The sequence below is a fragment of the Actinomadura sp. NPDC000929 genome (assembly GCF_040492065.1).
Classification (GTDB): Bacteria; Actinomycetota; Actinomycetes; order Streptosporangiales; family Streptosporangiaceae; genus Spirillospora; species Spirillospora verrucosospora.
Genome location: NZ_JBEUPA010000011.1, coordinates 67,357 through 87,315, shown reverse-complemented (window position 1 = coordinate 87,315; position 19,959 = coordinate 67,357). Strand labels below are relative to the sequence as shown.

At 73.4% G+C, this 19,959-nt stretch carries 20 protein-coding genes; 11 read left to right on the top strand and 9 right to left on the bottom strand.

Annotation, left to right across the window (positions count from 1 at the left end; translation table 11 throughout):
* Positions 1-498: 498 nt before the first annotated feature.
* The 3 genes from ABWI04_RS06820 to ABWI04_RS06810 are packed head-to-tail and all read right to left on the bottom strand — an operon-like array spanning position 499 to position 2,367.
* On the bottom strand, positions 499-1,425 hold the full coding sequence (locus ABWI04_RS06820) for an NAD-dependent epimerase/dehydratase family protein (RefSeq protein WP_345184976.1): 927 nt from the start codon (positions 1,423-1,425) through the stop codon (positions 499-501).
* 19 nt (positions 1,426-1,444) lie between these two features.
* Complete coding sequence (gene rsrA, locus ABWI04_RS06815) at positions 1,445-1,765, bottom strand: mycothiol system anti-sigma-R factor (RefSeq protein ID WP_345184974.1); 321 nt, start codon at positions 1,763-1,765, stop codon at positions 1,445-1,447.
* A complete protein-coding gene (locus ABWI04_RS06810; protein WP_345184972.1) occupies positions 1,762-2,367 on the bottom strand; it encodes a sigma-70 family RNA polymerase sigma factor in 606 nt (201 codons plus the stop codon). The genes rsrA and ABWI04_RS06810 overlap by 4 nt, the downstream gene beginning before the upstream one ends.
* Before the next feature lie 362 nt (positions 2,368-2,729).
* On the opposite strand from ABWI04_RS06810, the gene ABWI04_RS06805 reads away from it, so the two are divergent.
* Positions 2,730-3,536, top strand: coding sequence for a class I SAM-dependent methyltransferase (locus ABWI04_RS06805; RefSeq protein WP_353831784.1), 807 nt, complete (start codon positions 2,730-2,732; stop codon positions 3,534-3,536).
* A gap of 104 nt (positions 3,537-3,640) precedes the next feature.
* Here the strand turns inward: ABWI04_RS06805 and ABWI04_RS06800 are convergent, their stop codons facing one another.
* The gene (locus tag ABWI04_RS06800) at positions 3,641-4,435 is read right to left on the bottom strand and encodes an SOS response-associated peptidase (RefSeq protein ID WP_353831783.1); all 795 of its coding nucleotides are present in this window, start codon (positions 4,433-4,435) and stop codon (positions 3,641-3,643) included.
* 52 nt (positions 4,436-4,487) lie between these two features.
* Between ABWI04_RS06800 and ABWI04_RS06795 the strand changes: the two genes are divergently transcribed.
* The 6 genes from ABWI04_RS06795 (at position 4,488) to ABWI04_RS06770 (ending at position 10,955) form a co-directional block, all read left to right on the top strand.
* On the top strand, positions 4,488-5,519 hold the full coding sequence (locus ABWI04_RS06795; protein WP_345184965.1) for a DoxX family membrane protein: 1,032 nt from the start codon (positions 4,488-4,490) through the stop codon (positions 5,517-5,519).
* 210 nt (positions 5,520-5,729) lie between these two features.
* Positions 5,730-6,221, top strand: a complete 492-nt coding sequence (locus ABWI04_RS06790) for a sigma-70 family RNA polymerase sigma factor (protein WP_218826252.1) — start codon at positions 5,730-5,732, stop codon at positions 6,219-6,221.
* Complete coding sequence (locus ABWI04_RS06785) at positions 6,218-6,943, top strand: anti-sigma factor family protein (RefSeq protein ID WP_353831782.1); 726 nt, start codon at positions 6,218-6,220, stop codon at positions 6,941-6,943. The genes ABWI04_RS06790 and ABWI04_RS06785 overlap by 4 nt, the downstream gene beginning before the upstream one ends.
* 150 nt (positions 6,944-7,093) lie before the next feature.
* Positions 7,094-8,365, top strand: a complete 1,272-nt coding sequence (gene aroA, locus ABWI04_RS06780) for a 3-phosphoshikimate 1-carboxyvinyltransferase (RefSeq protein WP_353831781.1) — start codon at positions 7,094-7,096, stop codon at positions 8,363-8,365.
* 17 nt (positions 8,366-8,382) lie between these two features.
* Positions 8,383-9,387, top strand: coding sequence for a ribosome small subunit-dependent GTPase A (gene rsgA, locus ABWI04_RS06775; protein ID WP_345185038.1), 1,005 nt, complete (start codon positions 8,383-8,385; stop codon positions 9,385-9,387).
* A gap of 56 nt (positions 9,388-9,443) precedes the next feature.
* Complete coding sequence (locus ABWI04_RS06770) at positions 9,444-10,955, top strand: FAD-binding oxidoreductase (RefSeq protein ID WP_353831780.1); 1,512 nt, start codon at positions 9,444-9,446, stop codon at positions 10,953-10,955.
* On the opposite strand, the gene ABWI04_RS06765 is transcribed toward ABWI04_RS06770, so the two are convergent.
* Positions 10,952-11,800: a hypothetical protein gene (locus tag ABWI04_RS06765; protein ID WP_345184957.1), complete on the bottom strand. Its 849-nt coding sequence runs from the start codon at positions 11,798-11,800 to the stop codon at positions 10,952-10,954. The two genes, ABWI04_RS06770 and ABWI04_RS06765, sit on opposite strands and share 4 nt — an antisense overlap.
* A gap of 135 nt (positions 11,801-11,935) precedes the next feature.
* On the opposite strand from ABWI04_RS06765, the gene hisN reads away from it, so the two are divergent.
* The 3 genes from hisN (at position 11,936) to lhgD (ending at position 14,294) form a co-directional block, all read left to right on the top strand.
* On the top strand, positions 11,936-12,739 hold the full coding sequence (gene hisN, locus ABWI04_RS06760; RefSeq protein WP_345184954.1) for a histidinol-phosphatase: 804 nt from the start codon (positions 11,936-11,938) through the stop codon (positions 12,737-12,739).
* A 147-nt stretch (positions 12,740-12,886) separates the two neighbouring features.
* Positions 12,887-13,078 (top strand): tail-anchor membrane protein, encoded by a 192-nt coding sequence (locus ABWI04_RS06755; protein ID WP_141577897.1) that lies wholly within the window; start codon positions 12,887-12,889, stop codon positions 13,076-13,078.
* A gap of 25 nt (positions 13,079-13,103) precedes the next feature.
* Positions 13,104-14,294: an L-2-hydroxyglutarate dehydrogenase gene (gene lhgD / locus ABWI04_RS06750; protein WP_353831779.1), complete on the top strand. Its 1,191-nt coding sequence runs from the start codon at positions 13,104-13,106 to the stop codon at positions 14,292-14,294.
* Here lhgD and ABWI04_RS06745 read toward each other — a convergent pair.
* A complete protein-coding gene (locus ABWI04_RS06745; protein ID WP_353831778.1) occupies positions 14,291-15,763 on the bottom strand; it encodes a carboxylesterase/lipase family protein in 1,473 nt (490 codons plus the stop codon). The genes lhgD and ABWI04_RS06745 overlap by 4 nt on opposite strands.
* A gap of 393 nt (positions 15,764-16,156) precedes the next feature.
* Positions 16,157-16,777, bottom strand: a complete 621-nt coding sequence (locus tag ABWI04_RS06740) for a TetR/AcrR family transcriptional regulator (RefSeq protein ID WP_345184943.1) — start codon at positions 16,775-16,777, stop codon at positions 16,157-16,159.
* Between the two features lie 102 nt (positions 16,778-16,879).
* Here ABWI04_RS06740 and ABWI04_RS06735 point away from each other — a divergent pair, with 102 nt between their 5' ends.
* Positions 16,880-17,740, top strand: coding sequence for an oxygenase MpaB family protein (locus tag ABWI04_RS06735; RefSeq protein ID WP_345184940.1), 861 nt, complete (start codon positions 16,880-16,882; stop codon positions 17,738-17,740).
* On the opposite strand, the gene ABWI04_RS06730 is transcribed toward ABWI04_RS06735, so the two are convergent.
* Positions 17,737-18,546 carry an SDR family oxidoreductase gene (locus ABWI04_RS06730; protein ID WP_353831777.1) on the bottom strand — a complete coding sequence of 270 codons (810 nt, stop codon included), beginning with the start codon at positions 18,544-18,546 and terminating at the stop codon, positions 17,737-17,739. The two genes, ABWI04_RS06735 and ABWI04_RS06730, sit on opposite strands and share 4 nt — an antisense overlap.
* A 2-nt stretch (positions 18,547-18,548) precedes the next feature.
* Complete coding sequence (locus tag ABWI04_RS06725) at positions 18,549-19,901, bottom strand: cytochrome P450 (protein WP_353831776.1); 1,353 nt, start codon at positions 19,899-19,901, stop codon at positions 18,549-18,551.
* Positions 19,902-19,959 lie beyond the last annotated feature (58 nt).

The following is a 19,959-nucleotide window of genomic DNA, read 5'->3' as shown; positions in this document are numbered from 1 at the left end:
CCTAGACCCAGGACACGCCCTTGGTCATCATCAGCGACGACGACGACGGGACGCTCAGGCGCCGCCCGTGTCCATGCGGTGTCACGCGCTTGTGCATGGCTCCTTGCCTCCCCCCAGCCGAGCCGGGCCGACCGGCCTCGCGGCCGGCCACCGGGACCGGTGCGGTCCAGGTCTCCCGGGCGAGCACGTACCCCGAATTCCTCGGAGTGCACGCGCTCCGTCACTGATTTCGGCATAAGCCTAACGCGGACTGCCCAGGTCACACAGGCGTGCAGGAAAACGTGAGCAAAGCGTGAACCAATCGTCACCTTAGGTGATCAATTGTCCTGGTTGAAAATCCAATCATCGGCCCTCTCTCCAGCCTGCACAAACCGGCTGCACAAACCGGCTGCACAATCCCGCTGCACATCATGAATGCACGTGCATCCGCAAATGCATCCACCTAATTCCTTAAAGGTCGGCGAACGAGGCCCCGGAGTTGGAGAAAGCGTGGACCAATCAGCGGCGCGCGGGGTTCCGTTCCCGCGCCCAGGCGACCGTCTCCGCAAGCCCTTCGGGCAGGCCGACGGCCGGCTCCCAGCCGAGCGCCTCCCGGGTCCGGCGCGGATCGACCGACATCGCCGGCAGGTCTCCCAGCCGGGGCGGCGCGAACTCCGGGTCGTCCGGCGCCCCCGCCGCCTCGGCGACGAGCGCGTGCAGCTCGCGGTCGGTCGTCTGCAGGCCGGTGCCCACGTTGAGGCGCAGCCCGCCGCCCGCCTCCCCCGCGGCCCGGGCGTACGCGTCGACCACGTCACCGACGTAGACGTAGTCGCGGGTCTGGGAGCCGTCGCCGAAGACCCGCGTCGGACGGCCCGCCAGCAGCGCGTCCGTGAAGATCGAGACGACCCCCGCCTCGCCCTCGGGGGTCTGCCGCGGCCCGTAGACGTTCGCCAGCGTCAGCGTCGTGAAGTCGATCCCGTGCAGCTGCCGGTACATCCCGGCGTACACCTCGCCGGCGACCTTCGAGGCCGCGTACGGCGACGCGGGGCGCAGCTCGGCGTCCGGGGGGACGGGCAGCGCGTCCGGCACCCCGTACACGGCGCAGCTGGAGGTGAACACGACCTTGCGGGCGCCCGCCGCCCGCGCGGCCTCCAGGACGTTGGCCGTCCCGACCACGTTGGTGCGGGCGTCGCCCAGCGGGTCGCCCACGCTGACCCGCACGCTCACCTGCGCGGCGAGATGGAAGACCACCTCGGGGCGGCGGGCCGCGGCCCGCTCGGCGAGCGCCGGGTCGGCGACGTCCATCTCCCACAGCTCGACCCCGGGCCGGGCGTTCGCGCCCGACGACATGTCGTCCACTCCCACGACCTCGTGGCCGTCCGCGAGGAGCCTGTCGACGAGATGGGACCCGATGAATCCGGCCGCGCCGGTGACGAGTGTCAGCACACCGGAAAGATACCGGCGGTCAGGCGCTCTCCGGCTTGCCGGCGCCACCGGACGCCGGGACCTCGCCGGCCCCGGACGCCTGGATCTCGCCGCAGATCTCCTCGATGCGGCCGAGCACCTTGGCGCGCAGTTCGGTCGGGGCCTGCTCGCACCCGCACGACTTGCTCACGAGCTTCTTGACGGCCTCTTCGAGGCCGTACTCGCGCAGGCACGGGCCGCACTCGTCGAGGTGCTGGCGCACCTCGCCGCAGCCGCCCTGGTCGAGCTCGCCGTCGAGGTAGGTGTACACGCGGGCGAGCACCTCGTCGCAGGGCGTGTCGTGGTGGTTGCCGCAGCTCATGTCGACCCCCTGCTCGCGCGGGTGAGCCCGCGCTCGTCGGCGTAGTCCTCGAGCATGCCGCGCAGCTGGCGCCGGCCCCGGTGCAACCGGGACATCACCGTGCCGATGGGCGTGCCCATGATCTCGGCGATCTCCTTGTAGGCGAACCCCTCGACGTCGGCGAGGTAGACGGCGATCCGGAACTCCTCCGGCAGCTCCTGGAGCGCCCGCTTGACGTCGGAGTCGGGCAGGTGCTCCAGTGCCTCGGCCTCGGCCGACTTCAGACCGCTCGACGTGTGCGACTCGGCACGCGCGATCTGCCAGTCCTCGATGTCGTCGGTGGCCGCCTGCTGCGGCTGGCGCTGCCGCTTGCGGTAGGTGTTGATGAACGTGTTGGTCAGGATGCGGTACAGCCAGGCCTTGAGGTTCGTCCCCTCCTTGAACTGGTGGAAGGACGCGAACGCCTTGGCGAACGTCTCCTGGACGAGGTCCTCGGCGTCGGCCGGGTTGCGCGTCATGCGCAGCGCGGCCGAATACAGCTGGTCCAAGAACGGGAGCACGTCGCGCTGGAAGCGCTCCTGGCGCTGCTCCACGGTCTCCGCGGTGCCCGGTACCTGACCCACCCCCTCGGCTCTGGCGCCCGTGGCCTTGACCGGCCGGGCGGCGCCATACCCCTCAGACGATATCGACCCCACAGACGATATCGGTCCGCGCGGCCCTCCGACGCGGGCGGGGGCCCGCGCGTCGCCGCGGGGCGCCGCCGTGCCGGCTCTCCGCTGCTGATCGGCGACGGCTGTGGTCATCCGGCTCGCACCTCCGCTTTCGCTGCTCTGTGAGAGGGTGCAACACCGGAACGCCCCCGCCGATTCCCGGGCGGGGGCGGGCGCTCCGCGACCGTGTCGCCGGGTCCCGTCCCTCACTCAGGGTGATGACCGGCCCCGGACGGGGAAAGATGTGACGTACACGGCTAGAACAGGAGCAATTGGTGCACTCGGTGCCTTCGGCGCGACCTTCCGAGCCCACCATCGCCAGCCTGCGGGACACCTCCGGTGACGGGTCAGGGGACTCCCTGGCGCGCTACTGGACCTTCTACGAGGCGGTGGCGGACGCCCAGCTCACCCGGTGGCTGCCGCGCAGGCCGTCCCGCGTGCTCGACATCTCGGGCGGGCAGGGGCACAGCGCCGCCCGCGCGGCCGCGGCGGGCCACACGGTGCTGGAGGTGCGCGACCCCGAGCGCCGGGGCCGTCCGGCGCCGGTCCGCCCCGGCACCCCCGGGGGGCGGACCGCCCGCACGGTCCCGCTGATCGCCGACTCCGGCACCCTGTCCTACCTCGCCGACGCCTGCGTGGACGCCGTGATCGCCGAGAACCGCGTGCTGTCGCGGCATCTGGCCACCGAGGCGACGATCGGCGAGATCGCCCGCGTGCTGCGCCCCGGCGGCCGGGTCCTGCTGTGCGTCGACTCCCTCACCCTCGGCATGGCGCTGCTGGCCGAGCGCAACTACTGGGCGCACCTGTCGGACGTCCCGAGCGCCGAGGTCGTCCTCGTGCCCTGGCCGGACGGGACGATCACCCGCTCGTTCTCGGCCCACCAGCTCCGCGAGCTGCTCGCCGACGCCGGCCTGGAGGTCGAGTGGATCCGGCCGCGCACGGTGCTGTCCCCCTCGACCGTCGAGCACGTCCTCGGCGAGTCCCCGCGGGCGCTGCAGCGCCTCGTCCGCACCGAGATGGGCGCACGCCAGACCGACGAGTCGCTCGGCATCCACCTCCTGGCCAGCGCCCGGCTGCGCTAGCCGGCACGTCACGCCGTCACGCGGTCAGGCCGGCCGTGGCGGAATTGTCGCGCCCGGAGCGCTCCCCGAGCGGAATGGCGCCGGACCCTCCGGCGCGGCCCGTGTCAGAAGAGACCCTCGGAATGGTCACCGGAACCATCCCCGGAATTTGCCGGTTCTATAAGTTCCGGGCCGTTGTTCCGCACGTTGTTGACGGCCTTCGAGACGGGATAGGCGTCCATTGTCCCGGCCATGGCGGGAACGAGGAGGCCGCGCACCTGCTCGGTGTCGGTGAGCGCGGGGTCGAGCCAGGCGTCCCACCGGTCCGGTTCGACGACCATCGGCATCCGGTCGTGGATGCGGCCGAGGTCGTCCGGCGCGTTGGTGGTGATGACGGTGCAGGTCCACACCCACTCGTCCTCGGGTGACTTCCACAACTCGTACAGGCCCGCCATCGCCATGACCGCGCCGTCCTTGGGGCGGATGAAGTACGGCTGTTTCCGCGGCTTCCCCTTCGCCTTCTTCTCTCCCTCGGCCGGGTCGGCCCCGTCGCCCTGGTCCTGCAGCGTGTACCACTCGAAGTAGCCGTCGGCGGGCAGCAGGCAGCGGCGCCTGGCGAACGCCCGGCGGTAGGACGGCTTCTCGTGCACCGTCTCGACCCGGGCGTTGATCATGCGCGACCCGATGGACAGGTCCTTGGCCCAGGACGGCACGAGCCCCCACCGCACCGTGCGCAACTGGCGCACCGCGGCCGCCTCGTCGGGCTCGTCCTTCGGCCGCCGGTCGAGCACGACCGGGACCTGTTTGGTGGGGGCGACGTTGTAGTCGGCCTGGATGTCCCCGTCCACCGCGTCGAGCTGCACCTGGAACTCGTCCAGGAGCTCCTGCCGCGCGCGGGAGGTGGCGTAGCGTCCGCACATGGGTCCCATCCTGCCGCGCTTGAGGCGCGGCGCGCTGGGCATGTAGCGGGCTATGCGACCCTTCACGACCCTGGCCCGCCCGTTCGTGGCGGCGCCGTACATCATGACCGGCCTGGAGGCACTCCGCGACCCGCGCGAACGCGCCGAGCGGGTGGGCCCGGCCGTCAAGCCCGTCGCCGACCGGATCGACTGGCTGCCGAAGGACCCCGAGACCCTCGTCCGCATGCAGGGCGCGCTCAGCCTCGGCACCGGCGCGCTGCTGCTGACCGGGAAGTTCCGGCGGCTCACGACGCTGGTGCTCGCCGCCCAGCTCGTCCCCGCGCTGGCGACCGAGCACCGCTACTGGACCGAGGACGACCCCGAACGCCGCGCGAACGAGCGCTCCCACCTGCTGAAGAACGCCGGCCTGTTCGGCGCGCTGCTGATGGTGGCGACCGAGCCCCGCCGCGCGCCGCGCACGGCCGAGCTGCGCCGCGCCGTGCGGGAGACGCAGATCAAGAGCGGCGCGGAGGCCAAGGCGATGCGCCGCGAGGCCGCCGCGACGCTGCGGGAGGCGCGCCGCGAGGCGTCCCGTCAGGTTCGCGTCGCCCGCGCCGAGGGCGGGCGCAAGGCCGCCAAGGCGTCCGGCCGCGCGAAGTCCGCCAAGTCCGGCGGCATGTTCCGGCTGGGCAAGGCGGGCGGCAAGGCGGGCGGCGCGCTCACGGCCGCCGGGGCGGCGAGCGGCGCGCTCAAGGCCGGCAAGGCGGGCGGCAAGGCCGGAGGCAAGGCGGCCCGCAAGGCCGGCGGCGCGCTCAAGAGCGCGGGCGCGGGCGGCGCCCTCGTCGCGGGCAAGGCGGCCGGGAAGGCGGGCAAGGCCCGGGGCAGGAAGAGCGGCAGGGGCGGCGGCGCGCTCAAGGGCGTCCTGGCCGCGGGGAGCGCGTTCAAGCTCGGCCGCGCCTCCAAGCCGGGCAAGGCCGCGCGGGCGGGGCAGGCCGTGAAGGCCGGGACGGCGACCCAGGCGGCGAAGGCCGCCAAGGCCGGCCGGACGGTCAAGGCCGGAACCGCCGCCCAGGCGGGCAAGGCCCTGCACGCCGTCAAACGCTGACTTCCCGAAGAGAACCTTAAAAGAGTCTCAAGGGCGTTGAACCGAAGGCCGGGGCGGTCCCGTACTGCCAGATGACCGCCCTTCCAGCACGACGGAGACGCCCCGGCCATGGCAGTTCCCGGATCAACCGGCCGCCCCGGCGGCGGCCTGCGCAGCCTGCTCCGCCGCCCCGGCGCGGCGCGGGCCGCGCAGACCGCGGCCGACGAGGAGATGGCGGCCGAGCTGTACCGCGAGTACCATCGGCCCCTCCTCGCGTTCGTCCTGCGGCTGACGGGCGGCGACCGCCCCTGGGCCGAGGACGTGGTGCAGGAGACCATGATCCGGGCATGGCGCAGCGCGGACCGGCTCGACGACCGGACGTCCTCGCTGATGCCGTGGCTGGCCACGGTCTCCCGGCGTATCGTGATCGACAACCGGCGGCAGCGCGAGGTCAGGCCGCCGGAGGTCGGCGACGGGCCCCTGGAGAACCTCCCGATGGCGGACGAGATGGACGCGCTGCTGCGCAAGGTCGTGGTGACCGAGGCGCTGGAGTCGCTCTCCCCCGCGCACCGGCAGGCGCTGACGGAGACGGTGCTGCGCGACCGGACGGTGAACCAGGCCGCCGAGCACCTCGGCATCCCGGTGGGGACGGTCAAGTCCCGCGTGTACTACGCGTTGCGCGCTTTGCGGGTCGCCTTGGAGGAGAGGGGGGTGACGTCATGAGTTCCCAGGTCGAGCACACCGATGTCGGCGCGTACGCGCTGGGCCTTCTCGAAGAGGGCGACCGTCGGGCGTTCGAGGCGCATCTGCGGGGATGCGGGTCGTGCCAGGCCGAGCTCGGGGAGCTGTCCGGGGCGGCCGGCGCCCTGTCCGGGCTGTCACCCGCGGCGGCCGGCCCGATCCCGGACGGGCCCGGATGGGAGGGCGCCGGCGAGCCGTCCGCGCCTCCGGCGCCGGTGATCGACATGATGCGGCGCAGGCGGCGGGCCGACCAGCGGTTCCGGCGCGGCGCGTACCTCGCGGGCACGGCCGCCGCCGCCGCGGCGCTGGCCGCGGGCATCGGCATCGGCGCTGCCGTGAACGACGAGGCCCCCGCCCCGAAGCCGCCCGTGACGCAGGCCCTCACCGGCCAGAAGTTCCACGCGGCCGACGCGAGCACGGGCGCGTCCGGGACGGTCGCGCTGGTCGACAAGGGCTGGGGCACGCAGGTCGGGCTGGAGCTGAAGGGCGTCCGGGGGCCGCTGAAGTGCCACCTGGAGGCGGTGTCGCGGACCGGCGAGCGCAGCGTCGTCGCCGGGTGGAGCGTCCCGGACAAGGGCTACGGCGTCCCCGGCCAGCCCAAGCCGCTCGTCATGCAGGGCGGGACCGGGCTCAGCCGCCAGCAGATCGGCCACTTCGAGGTCCGACTGGACGGCGGCGGAACGCTCCTGTCGATCCCCCTCTGATCGTCCCCTCTGATCGTCCCCTCTGATCGTCCCCTCTGATCGTCCCCTCTGATCGTCCCCTCTGATCGTCCCCTCTGATCGTCCCCTCTGATCGCCGCGGGCCGCCCGATCGTCCCGCTCTCTCCGGCGGCGGCCCGATAACCTTGGGGCATGGCCTCTCCGCACTGGTCCGCCCCGGTCGCCCATGCCCCGGTGGACGCCACCGTGCCGCTGCCCGGCTCGAAGTCGATGACCAACCGGGCGCTGGTCCTCGCCGCGCTCGCGGGGGCGCCCACCCGCATCGCCCGGCCCCTGCACAGCCGCGACACCGAGCTGATGGCGGGGGCCCTCCGCGCGCTCGGCGCCGGCGTCGGGGAGGACTCCGCCGACTGGCAGGTGCTGCCGGGGCGCCTGGAGGGCCCGGCGCGCGTCGACGTCGGGCTGGCGGGGACGGTGATGCGGTTCCTGCCGCCGGTCGCCGCCCTGGCGTCCGGCGAGGTGTTCGTCGACGGCGACCCGCGAGCCCGCGAGCGGCCGATGGGCCCCATCATCACGGCGCTGCGGGCCCTCGGCGCCGAGATCGACGACGGGGGGCGCGACGCGCTGCCGTTCACCGTCCGGGGCTCGGGCTCGGTGGCCGGGGGCGGGGTGACGATCGACGCGTCGGCGTCGTCCCAGCTGGTGTCGGGGCTGCTGCTGGCCGCGCCGCGGTTCGACAAGGGCGTGGAGGTCAGGCACGAGGGGCCGCCGGTCCCGTCGGCGCCGCACCTGGCGATGACCGTCCAGATGCTGCGCGCGGCGGGCGCCGAGGTCGAGGCGGGGCACGACGTCTGGCGCGTGGCGCCCGGTCCGCTGCGCGGCGGTGAGGTGATGATCGAGCCGGACCTGTCGAACGCGGCGCAGTTCCTCGGCGCGGCGCTGGTCACCGGCGGGCGCGTCACCGTCCCGGACTGGCCGGCCGAGACGACCCAGCCCGGCGACGCGCTGCGGGAGCTCCTCGCCGCGATGGGCGCCGAGGTGACCCGCGGGCCTGACGGGCTGACCGTGCGCGGCGGGGACGGGTTCGGCGGCCTGGAGGCCGACCTGCACGAGGTCGGCGAGCTGACGCCGGTGCTCGCGGCCCTCGCGGCGCTGGCCGGCTCGCCGTCCCGGCTGACGGGCATCGCGCACCTGCGCGGCCACGAGACCGACCGGCTCGCCGCGCTGGTCGCCGAGATCAACGGGCTGGGCGGCGACGTCCGGGAGCTGCCCGACGGCCTGGAGATCCGCCCGCGCCCGCTGCGCGGCGGCGTCTTCCGCACCTACGACGACCACCGGATGGTGATGGCGGCGGCCCTGCTCGGATTGGCCGTTCCCGGCATCGAAGTGGAGAATCCGGGCACCGTCGGCAAGACTCTTCCGGACTTCACCCGGCAGTGGGCGTCGATGCTGGCGTCCGCCTGACAGCAGGGAACGGACCACTGGCACGAAAACACGACTACGACGAGGACGACGTCCGGGTGCGGCCCGGGCGCCGCGGGTCGCGGCCGCGCACCCGCCGCCGTCCCGCGCACGAGGACGCCTCGCCCGGCCTCGTGACGGCCGTGGACCGCGGCCGCTACCGGTGCCTGGCCGACCCCGGCACGGACGACGAGCGCGCCGTCACCGCGATGCGGGCCCGCGAGCTCGGCCGCAAGGGCGTCGTCGTGGGCGACCGCGTCGCGCTGGTCGGGGACGTCACCGGCGCCCAGGACACCCTGGCCCGGATCGTGCGGGTCGAGCCGCGCACCTCGGCGCTGCGCCGCACCGCCGACGACACCGACCCGTTCGAGCGGATCATCGTCGCGAACGCCGACAGCCTGGTCATCGTGACGGCGCTGGCCGACCCCGAGCCGCGGCCCCGCATGATCGACCGGCAGCTCGTCGCCGCCTACGACGCCGGCATGGCCCCGCTGCTCTGCCTCACCAAGGCCGACCTCGCGTCCCCGGACGCCCTGGTCGCCGAGTACGCGCCGCTCGGCGTCCCCTACGTCGTGACCGAGCGCGGCGGCGACCTCGGCGAGCTGCGCCGCCGCCTCGCCGGCCGCACGAGCGTGCTCGTGGGCCACTCCGGCGTCGGCAAGTCGACGCTGGTGAACTCCCTCGTCCCGGACGCCGAACGCGCGGTGAGCCACGTCAACGCCGTCACCGGCCGGGGCCGCCACACCTCCTCCTCGGCGCTCGCGCTGGAGCTGCCCGGCGGCGACGGCTGGATCATCGACACCCCGGGCGTGCGCAGCTTCGGCCTCGCGCACGTCGACCCGGAGAACGTGCTCGGCGCGTTCGACGACCTCGCCGAGGGCGCCGCCGAACGCTGCCCGCCCCGCTGCGACCACCTCCAGGACGACTGCGGCCTGGACGGCTGGGTCGAGGAGGGCCACGCCAGCCGGGCGCGCCTGGACTCCCTGCGCCGCCTCCTCGCCGCCCGCGAGGGCGAGCCCGAATAGGCCGCGGCGCCGCGGATTCCGCCCGCCAAAAGGTGATCTAGCGCGACAATGGCCGCATGGAGCGGCGAGCGATGCTCAAGGCGGCGGCCCTCAGCGGGCTCGGCGGGCTTGGCGGGCTCGGCGTCGCCGGGTGCTCCGATGAGCGGCCCCGCCCGCGCCGGGCTCCGTCCTCGCCGCCGAGGCCGATGCCGACCGGCCCCGCCGACTGGAACGCCCTGGAACGCGGCCTGGAAGGAAAGCTGGTCCGCCCGTCCGACGCGTCCTACCAGGAGGCCAGGCGCCTCTACATCCCGCGCTACGACCGGGTCCGCCCGGCGGGCGTCGCCTACTGCGCGACCCCGCAGGACGTCGCGGAATGCGTGGCGTTCGCCACGGTGAAGCGCATGCCGGTGGCGGTGCGGTCCGGCGGGCACAGTTACGCGGGCTGGTCGACGGGGCCGGGCCTCGTGATCGACGTCTCCCCCATGGACGGCGTGAGGCGCGACGGCGACCGCGCGGCCGTCGGGGCCGGGACCCGGCTGATCGACCTCTACGACGGGCTCGCCCGCGACGGTGTGAGCGTCCCGTCCGGAAGCTGCCCCACGGTGGGCGTGGCGGGGCTGACGCTGGGCGGCGGGCTGGGCGTGACGTCCCGCGCGTACGGGCTGTCGTGCGACGTCCTGGAGGAGGTCCAGGTCGTCACGGCGGACGGACGGGTCCTGACCTGCGACGGGCAGCGGAACCCGGACCTGTTCTGGGCGTGCCGGGGCGGGGGCGGCGGCAACTTCGGCGTGGCGGTGGCGTTCACGTTCCGGACGCACGAGGTCGGCGACGTGACGCCGTTCAGCATGCGCTGGCCCTGGCGGAAGGCGGCCGCCGTGGTGCGCGGCTGGCAGCGCTGGGCGCCGGCGGCGCCCGGCGAGGTCTGGACGAGCCTGCACCTCGACACCGCCCCCGATCAGGGCGCTCCGGGCGTCGAGGTGACGGGCCTCGCGCTCGCCGGCGCCGACGGCCCCATGGAACGCCTGACGGCCGCCGTGGGCGCGGATCCCGCCTCCACCACCGCCCAGAGCCGGCCCTACATGGACGCGATGAAGTTCATGGGAGGCTGCGCCGGGCAGTCGATCGAGCAGTGCCACGGGCGGGGTGCCCTGCCGGGGCGGCGTCCCGGCGGCGCCTTCCCCCGCACCGAGTACTCGGGGAAGTCGCACATCGCCTACAGGCCGCTGCCCGACGACGCGATCAGCGCTCTGCTCGCCCGGTTCGACAAGGGCAACGACGTCGGGAACCGTTCGGTCCTCATGGACGCGATGGGCGCCGCGATCGCGCGCGTCGGGCCGGGCGACACCGCCTTCCCGCACCGCAAGGGTCTCTTCTGCGTCCAGTACCTGGCGCCTGACGACGCCTGGCTGTCGGCCACGCACGCCGCGATGGAGCCCCACCTGGGAGGCGCCGCCTACGTGAACTACATCGACGCCGGTCTGAAGGACTGGGCCCGCGCCTACTACGGCCCCAACCTGGACCGGCTCAGGAAGGTGAAGGCGGCCCACGACCCCGGGCGCCTGTTCCGCTTCCCGCAGGCCGTCTAGCCCCGCGACTCCTCGAACAGGCTGCGCGCCTTGGCCTCGGCCTCGTTCAGCGCCTGCACGTGCCGGGGCGCGAGCTCCTCCACGCACCGGGTCATCTCCTCGGTGACCTGGCTGAACGCGGCCTCCTCCGCGCCGCGCAGCGCCGCCCGGACGGTCGCGGACCGGGCGCCGAGCGCCGACCACTCCAGCTCCAGCCGCGCCACGGCCTCGTCGAACGCCCGGGACGTCTCGGCTCCGGCGTCCTTCAGCTCGGCCGGGACCGGCCCCCGCCCCGCCTTGCGGGCGTGGCCGGACAGGGCCGAGATCCGGCTGGCGAGCGTCAGCCCCTCGCGGGCCAGCGGGAGCACGTCGTGGATCAGGTCGGTGACCGCCCTGGCGAGCTCCTCGACCCGGGTGAGCAGCAGCTGCGTCGCCTCCTCCAGGGCCTTGGAGGTGCGCTCGGCGACCCGCTCGGCGACGTCCTGCTGCTGCCGCGACAGCGCCGGGACGACGTCGCGGTCGAGCCGGCGGCGCATCTCCCGGCCCCGGTCGCCGTCGCCGGCGGGGCCCGCGCGGTCGGTCCAGTCAGCGAAGACCCGCTCGATGCGCTCCTCCCCGGACGCGGCGATCTCCGCGGTGATCTCCTCCATGGCCTCGCCGACGCGGGCCTTGAGGCGCTCCACCCGCCCGTACAGCGCCTCGCGCTTGAACGGGTCGTTGAGCTCGTTGAGTTGCGCCTGCAATCGACGGGAGACGTCGATGGCGTGTTCGGCCAGGGGGACGAGGCGGTCGGCGAGCTCGTCGAGCGTCTCGGCCCGGCGGGGATCGGTCAGCTCGGCCACCCACTCGGGGAGATCGTGCGCCATGGCCCCCATGCTGCCACCACCCGCGCCCGGAAGCGGGACATCGCGCCCGGCGCGCCGGTCCCGGCCGCCCGAAAAGCCGGAACGGCCCGGGTACGTGTGTCGCGACGGGCGGTGATCAGGGTAGCGTGGCTCGCCGTGGCGGGCTATTCCGATGACCTGCGTCTCGCGCACGTGCTGGCGGACGGGGCCGACGACATCACGACCAAGCGTTTCCGCGCCCTCGACCTCGACGTCGAGACCAAGCCGGACCTGACGCCGGTCAGCGACGCCGACCGCAGCGTGGAGGAGCAGATCCGCGGCACGCTGAAGCGGGCCCGCCCGCGCGACGCGGTCCTCGGCGAGGAGTACGGCAGGACCGGCTACGGCAACCGCTGCTGGATCATCGACCCGATCGACGCGACGAAGAACTTCGTGCGCGGCGTCCCGGTGTGGGCCACGCTGATCGCGCTGATGGAGAACGACGAGATCGTCGTCGGGGTGGTGTCGGCGCCCGCGCTGAACCGCCGCTGGTGGGCGGCCCGGGGCGGCGGCGCCTGGACGGGCCGCAGCCTGACCCGCGCGTCCCGCATGAGCGTCTCGTCGGTGGGCGAGCTGTCCGACGCGTCCCTGTCCTTCTCCAGCCTGAGCGGCTGGGAGGAGCAGGACCGGCTGCCCCGGTTCCTCGAACTGACCCGCTCGGTGTGGCGGACGCGGGCGTTCGGCGACTTCTGGTCGCACATGATGGTCGCCGAAGGCGCGGTCGACATCTCCACCGAGCCCGAGGTGTCCCTGTGGGACCTCGCCGCCCTCCAGGTCATCGTGGAGGAGGCGGGCGGCATGTTCACCGACCTGTCCGGCGTGCCGGGCCCGGACGGCGGCAGCGTCGTGTGCACCAACGGCAGGCTCCACGCGGAGGTCCTCCGCACCCTCGGCGGCGGCCAGCTGTCCCTGCGCATCTGACGGGCGCATCTGACGGGGCGCATCTGGCCGGGCGCATCTGACGGGGCGCCTCCGCCATGGCGCTCGGGCCGACTCGCGACATATCGTGGAACAGCGGTCGCCCGACGGCCGTTCTACAAGTGGGCGGTCCGTCAACGGAGGTGCGAGATGTCGACCCAGACCAAGCTTGTGATCGGCGGCGTCGTCGTCGGCTTCCTGACCCTGTTCGTCTTCCCGTGGTGGCTGAGCGCGCTGATCATCCTCGGCGTCCTCGGCGCGCCGCTCGTCGGGTACATGATGCTCGACCCGTCCCAGCGCAAGCGGGTGCGGGCGCAGGGGCGCAAGCGCCTCGGGAGCTGAGCCGCGCCCCCGCTAGGGTGCGGATGTGGCGGAGACACGGGTCGGCGTCGTCGGCGCGGGCATCGTCGGGCTGGCGATCGCCCGCAGGCTGACGCTGGAGCGTCCGGGGCTGAGAGTGACGGTCCTGGACAAGGAAGACCGCGTCGCGGCCCACCAGACGGGCCGCAACAGCGGCGTCGCCCACGCGGGCCTCTACTACGCGCCGGGGTCGCTGAAGGCGACCCTGTGCAGGCGCGGCGTCGGCCTGCTCAAGGAGTTCTGCACCGACCGGAACCTGCCGTACGAGGAGTGCGGCAAGCTCGTCGTCGCCCGCGACGAGGCGGAGACGGCGGCGCTGGAGGAGATCGAGCGCCGCGCGACGGCCAACGGCGTCCCCGGGCTGCGGCGGCTGGCCGGCGGCGAGCTGGCCGAGATCGAGCCGCACGCGGCGGGCGTGGCGGCCCTGCACTCCCCCACCACGGCGATCGTCGACTTCCCGGCGGTGGCCCGCGCGTTCGCGGCGGACGTCGCGGACGGCGGCGGCGAGGTCAGGCTCGGCTTCGAGGTCGTGCGGATCGGCCGGGCGGGCGACCGCGTCACGGTCGCCTCCCCGCACGAGCAGCTGACCTTCGACCGGCTGGTGGTCTGCGCCGGTCTCCAGTCCGACCGGGTGGCGCGGCTGGCGGGCGACTCCCCGGCCCCGGCGATCGTCCCGTTCCGCGGCGAGTACTACCGGCTCGTCCCGTCCCGGACGGATCTCGTTCGCGGTCTCATCTATCCCGTCCCCGACCCGCGCTACCCGTTCCTCGGCGTCCACTTCACCCGGCGCGTGGACGGCGGCGTGGACATAGGCCCGAACGCCGTCCTCGCCCTCGCCCGGGAGGGCTACCGGCGGCGCGACGTCCGTCCCGAGGACCTGTGGGAGGCGCTCCGCTGGCCCGGCTTCCGCCGCCTGGCCCGGCGGCACTGGCGCACGGGCGCGCGGGAGCTGTACGGGTCGGCGGTCAGGCGGGCGTTCGTCGCCGAGGCCCGCCGCTTCGTCCCCGAGCTGACGGCGGCCGACGTCGTCCCGGCCCCCGCCGGCGTCCGCGCCCAGGCGGTCGACCCCGACGGCACGCTCGTGGACGACTTCCGCATAGGCCGCCTGGGCCCGATCACCACCCTCCGCAACGCCCCGTCCCCCGCAGCCACATCCTCCCTGGCCATCGCAGAGCACGTAGTGAAAGGGCTGCTCTAGTCCCAGAGTTCGCGGTCGTCGCTGTGGGGGTCGTGGACGATCGCGTCGCCGGGGCCGTCGAAGACCATCACCGCGCGGTCCGACGGGTCGAACCGCTCCCAGCCGGGGTCGCCGTCGACGGCGAAGCGGTTCCAGGCTCGGTGCATCCGGTCGGCGAGCGCCTGCGGCGGGTTCGGCCCGGTGAGGCCCTCCTCCTCGCCGGTGAGGTTGTCGAAGACGAAGCCGAGCTCCAGCGCGTGGCAGGCGCCGAGGTCGTGGTTCGGCGACCGCCACGCGAACTCGTACATCCAGGTGCGCCCGCCGGACGCGCAGTGCCCGGCGGCGGCGCGGTGGGCGGGGATGCGGAACAGGCTGTCGGTGATGATCGTCGCGAGCAGCTCGCCGGACGTCGCCTCCGGATGGTGGGCGCGGTAGGCGGCGGGCAGCCCCGGCGGGACGCCCATGCCCGCGGCGACCGCGCCGACCAGTTCGTCGGTCAGGTCGGCGGCGATGCCGGTCGGCATCAGGAAGAATCGGAACTCCTCGGTGGTGTACCCGATGAGCAGGTCCACGTCCCGCCCGGCGCCGGCGGCGATGGCGTCCTCGGGGCGCCGGGTGATCAGCTCGCCGTCCAGGACGGGCGTGAGCGCCATGCCGCCCGCGGCGGTGGTGGCGCCCCAGCGGCCGGGGTCGGGCAGCATCGCGACCTCGGCGGCGACCTCGTTCTGGACGGGGATGACGGCGGCCGGGTCGAGCGCGGCGAACGCCTCGGCGGTGGGCTCGACGCCGAGCCGGGCCGCCATCTCCTTGGTGACGAGCAGGGCGTCGGCCGGGTCCTGGGCGATGCTGCCCGCGCCGCTCTGCGCGACGGCCCGGTGGAAGAGGCCGAGGTCGAGGGAGAGCAGGGTGGTGACGCTCATCCCGCCCGCCGACTCGCCGAACACGGTGACGCGGGCGGGGTCGCCGCCGAACGCGGAGATGTTGTCGCGGACCCACTCCAGGGCGGCGATCTGGTCGAGCAGCCCGCGGTTGGGCGGAGCGCCGGGCAGATACGCGAAGCCCTCGACGCCGAGCCGGTAGTTGATCGTCACGCAGACGACGCCGTCGCGGGCGAAGTTGCGGCCGTTGTAGACGGGCACCGCGCCCGATCCGTTCCGGAAGGCACCGCCGTGGATCCACACCATCACCGGGAGGCCCTCCTCGCCGTCCGGAAGGCGGGGAGTCCACACGTTCAGGTTGAGGCAGTCGTCACCGGGGATCTGGGGGTCGGGCACGAGAGCGGCGAACACCGGGGGGTAGCCGGGCTTGGGCGCGGTCGGCCCGTACTCGACGGCGTCACGGACACCGTCCCAAGGCTCGGGCGGCCGCGGAGCCTGAAACCGGTCGGCCCCGAACGGCGGCGCGGCATAGGGAATCCCGAGAAACGCGGTCACACCGTCCCGCTCCGCCCCCCGGACCTTCCCGTAGGACGTCTGCACGACCGCCGCCATGCCCCACCTCGCTTCTAGAACGAAATTCGACACCCAAAGCCTACGGGACCCCCCGCAAGAACCTCAGCCCCCACCGCAACCACGCAACAACCTCAATGGTCGCGATCGCGTCCGAAGGCAGGTTCGAGCGAAGCGAGAACCTGATCGCGCAGCGAGCCTCAAGGCGAGCCGGAGCGATGCAGCGATCGCCCGCAGTTCTCGACGATGGAGGGCCTCCGGGCCCGAAGGAGGAGAGCACTGCCATAGGTACAGCGATCGCGTCCGAAGGCAGGTTCGAGCTTGCGAGAACCTGATCGCGCAGCGAGCCGCCAGGCGAGCCGGAGCGATGCCAGCGATCGCCCGCTTTTGTCGACGATGGAGGGCCGCCAGGCCCGAAGGAGGAGAAAAAAGCAATTAACACAGAAGGCGCGACAAATATTCGCGGGCGAAGGCGCGGGTGGCGTCTTCGTCGTCTAGGGCGAGGCCGCCGCCGGGGACGAGGAGCAGCGAGACCGCGACCCGCAGCAGCACCTCGGCCACGGTGCCGTGGTCATCGGGGTCGCCGGGGCGGGCGCGGCGCAGGCGGTCGGCGAGGATGTCGCGGGCCGCGAGCATCACCGCGCCGCCGTTCATGCTGAGCTGCGGCAGGAACGCCTCGGGCTCGCTCTGCAGGACGCGCGTCATGAGCGGGTGGGTGCGGGCGTTGCGCAGGCCGACCACGAAGCCCTCGACGACGGCGTCCTCGGGGGAGGCGAGGTCCTCGGTGGCGTCGGCGATGGCGGTGAGGAAGCGGCGGCACTCCCGCAGGATCACGGCCTGGACCAGCTGCTCCTTGTTGGTGAACCGCCGGTAGATGGTGGTGCGGGCGACCCCGGCCCGCTTGGCGACGTCCTCGACGCTGACCCGGCGCAGCCCGTAGGTCTCGAACTCCGCGAGCGCGGCGTCGAGGATGCGGGTGTCGAGGTCGTCGGCGCCGGCGTCCGGCGCCGCCAGCCGGTCCCGCAGCCCCTGCGTGATGGTCGCGTCCGTGGTCATGCCCGCACCCTAGCCGCCGGACGGCCGGCGCCCCGCCACCGGATGGGACACAGTTACAATGATCGTCGTTCTGTAGTCCCGTTCCGACCCCCGGCGGTGCACATGACGGACGAGGCCGACGCGCGGACCCCGGCCCCCCTCGGACCCGGGTCGTTGACCTGGCGGTACTTCGGCGACACCCGGATGTTCCTCGTCGGCCCGCGGGCGGGCGTGCTGCAGAACATGCTCCCCGCGCTCGGCCAGGGCGTCCTGGACCACTCGGTGTTCTTCACCGAGACGTTCGCGCGGGTCAAGCGGTCCGCGGGCCCGATCCTGAACACCGTGTACGGCGGGGAGCGGTCCGGCGAGACGGGCCGCAGGGTGCGGGACTACCACCGCGAGATCAAGGGCACGATGCCGGACGGCTCCCGCTACCACGCGCTCGATCCCGAGACCTACTACTGGGCGCACGCGACCTTCCTCGACAACATGCTCTACGGCGTCGAGACCTTCATCCGGCCGCTCGGCGAGGACGAGAAGCGCCGGATCTACGAGGAGTCCAAGACCTGGTTCCGGATGTACGGGGTCAGCGACCGGGCCATGCCGGACGACTGGGAGGCGTTCCAGGCGTACTGGAAGCGGATGCTGGACGAGGAGATCGTCGCGCACAGGACCGCGCGGTACGGCGTCGGGTACGTGACCAAGGGGCTGCCGGCGCCGCCCAGGGTGCCGGCGCCGGTGTGGCGGGCGGTGTCGCCGCCGCTGAACGCGGTCGCCCGGTTCATCACGGTCGGCGGGATGCACCCGCGCATGCGCGAGCTGCTCGACCTGCCGTGGAGCGCCGCCGACGAGCGCCGGCACCGGCGGTTCGCGGCGGCCGTCCGCGCGGCGGGACGGGTGTGGCCGCTGCTGCCCGAGGCCGTCCGCTACCTGCCGCCGGCCCGCCGCGCCTTCCGCAGGGCGCGGCGGGCGGGAGCGGTCTAGGAACCCGACCGGATGCGGGCGTCGTAGCCCTTGCGCGCCTCGGGGTCGTACTCCAGGAAGATCTTGTCGAGGCCGAGGCGGCGGGAGGTCGCCCGCCGGACGCGCTCGGGCAGCAGCGCGCCGAGCCGGACCTGCGTGCCGAGCTTCTTCGGCACGGCGACCTGCGGGCGCGGCCTGCCGACCAGCTCGACGACCGCGGCGGCGATGTCCTCGGGCTCGCAGTTCTTCTGCCCCTTCGGGCTGCGCGTCCCCGCGGTCAGCTCGGTGTTGGTGAAGGTGGGCAGGACGGCGCTGACGTGCACGCCGCGGTCCGCCACCTCCAGCCGGGTCGCCTCGGTGAACCCGACGACGGCGGCCTTGCTGGCGTTGTAGAGCGCGAGGCCGGGAGTGAACATGACGCCGGCGAGCGAGGCGATGTTGATGACGTGGCCCCGGCCGCGCGGCAGCATCCGGTCGAGGGCGAGCTTGGTGCCGAGCATCACGCCGTGCACGTTGATGTCGATGCAGCGGCGGGCGTCGGCGTCGCTCTCGTCGGTGACCGGCCCGATCGGCATGATGCCCGCGTTGTTGACGACGACGTCGAGGGGCCCGGCGGCCTCCTCGGCCCTGTCGAGGAAGGCGGTGAACGACTCGCGGGATGTGACGTCCAGGGCGAGGCCGGTGACGCCGAGCGACTCGGCGGCCTCCTTGACGGCGGTCTCGTCGATGTCGCCGATGACGACGGTGGCGCCCCTGGCCTTGAGGGCGCGGGCGGTGGCGAGGCCGATCCCCCGCGCGGCCCCGGTGATGGCGACGACCTTGCTCATCTTCACTGCTCCAGTCGGTCGAGGCGGACGGGAAGCCCGTCCTTGGGCGAGGGAAGGGACGTGGTGTCCAGGGGCCATTCGTAGCGGGCGGGCACGCTCCAGCGGTACCGCAGGAGCATCTGGTGCAGGATCGTCCTGACCTGCATTCCGGCGAAGTGCAGCCCGATGCACTTGTGCGCCCCGCCCCCGAACGGCGCCCAGGCGTACTTGTGGACCTTGTCCTCGCGGCGCTCCGGGGAGAACCGCTCGGGGTCGAACTCGTCGGGGTCGGTCCACCAGTCGGCCATGTGGTGGTTGCTGAGCATCGGCACCACGACGGTCGTCCCGGCGGGGACGTGGAAGCCGAGGATGGAGGTGTCCTTGACGACCTTGCGCGGGAGCGCCGGGACGGGCGTGACCAACCGCATCGACTCCTTCATCACCATGTCGATGCCGGTGAAGGCGTCCAGGTCGTCGAAGCCGGGGCTCTCCTTGCCGAGCCCCAGGGACTGCTCGCGGAGCCGCTCCTGCCACTCGGGGTACCTGGCCAGGTAGTAGGCCATCGTCGTCAGCGTGATGGTGGTGGTGTCGTGCGCCGCCATCAACGCGAAGATCATGTGGTTGACGACGTCCTCGTCGGTGAACCGCTCGCCGTCGTCGGTCTCGGCCTGGCAGAGCGCCGAGAACAGGTCGCTCCCGTCGCCCCGGCGCTTGGCGGGCAGGTGCCGGTGGAAGAACTCCTCCAGCACCTTGCGCGCCTGGAGGCCCTTGTGCCAGCGCAGGCCGGGCACCGGGAAGCGGACGTAGGCCGTCCCCGCCCGGACGGCGTCGATGAACGCGCCGTTGACCCGCGCCCGCTCGGCGTCGTCGAGCTCGACGCCCATGAAGACGTCCACCGCGAGGTCGAGCGTGAGCTTCTTGATGTGGTCGTAGACCTTGAAGCCCTGCCCGGGCTCCCACGACTCCACGCCCTTGACGATGCCGGGGGCCATCGCGTCCATGTAGGAGCGCAGCCGGGGGCGGGTGAACGCCTGCTGCATGATGCGGCGGTGGTGCAGGTGCTCCTCGAAGTCCAGGAGCATGATGCCGCGGTTGAAGAACGGGCCGATGAAGTAGCTCCACGCGGGCCCGTTCGCGAACGCCTTGTCGCGGTTGACCAGGACGACCTCGGCGGCCTCGGGGCCGTGGACGGTGACCATCCGCTGGCCGAGCAGCCATCCCCAGGCGACCGGGCCGTACTCGGCGTACCGCTTGCGGGCCATCCCGATCGGGTCGCGCATCACCGCGAGCGTGCTGCCGATGTAGGGGACGCCGGGGACGCCGGGCACCGGTTTCAGGTCGCTGCCCTGCGGCGGCGGCGCGAGAACACTCGTCATGACCCCTCCGGACGCGTGCAACAAATGCGCGAATTCTGTCGCTTTGTTCTAACGCAAC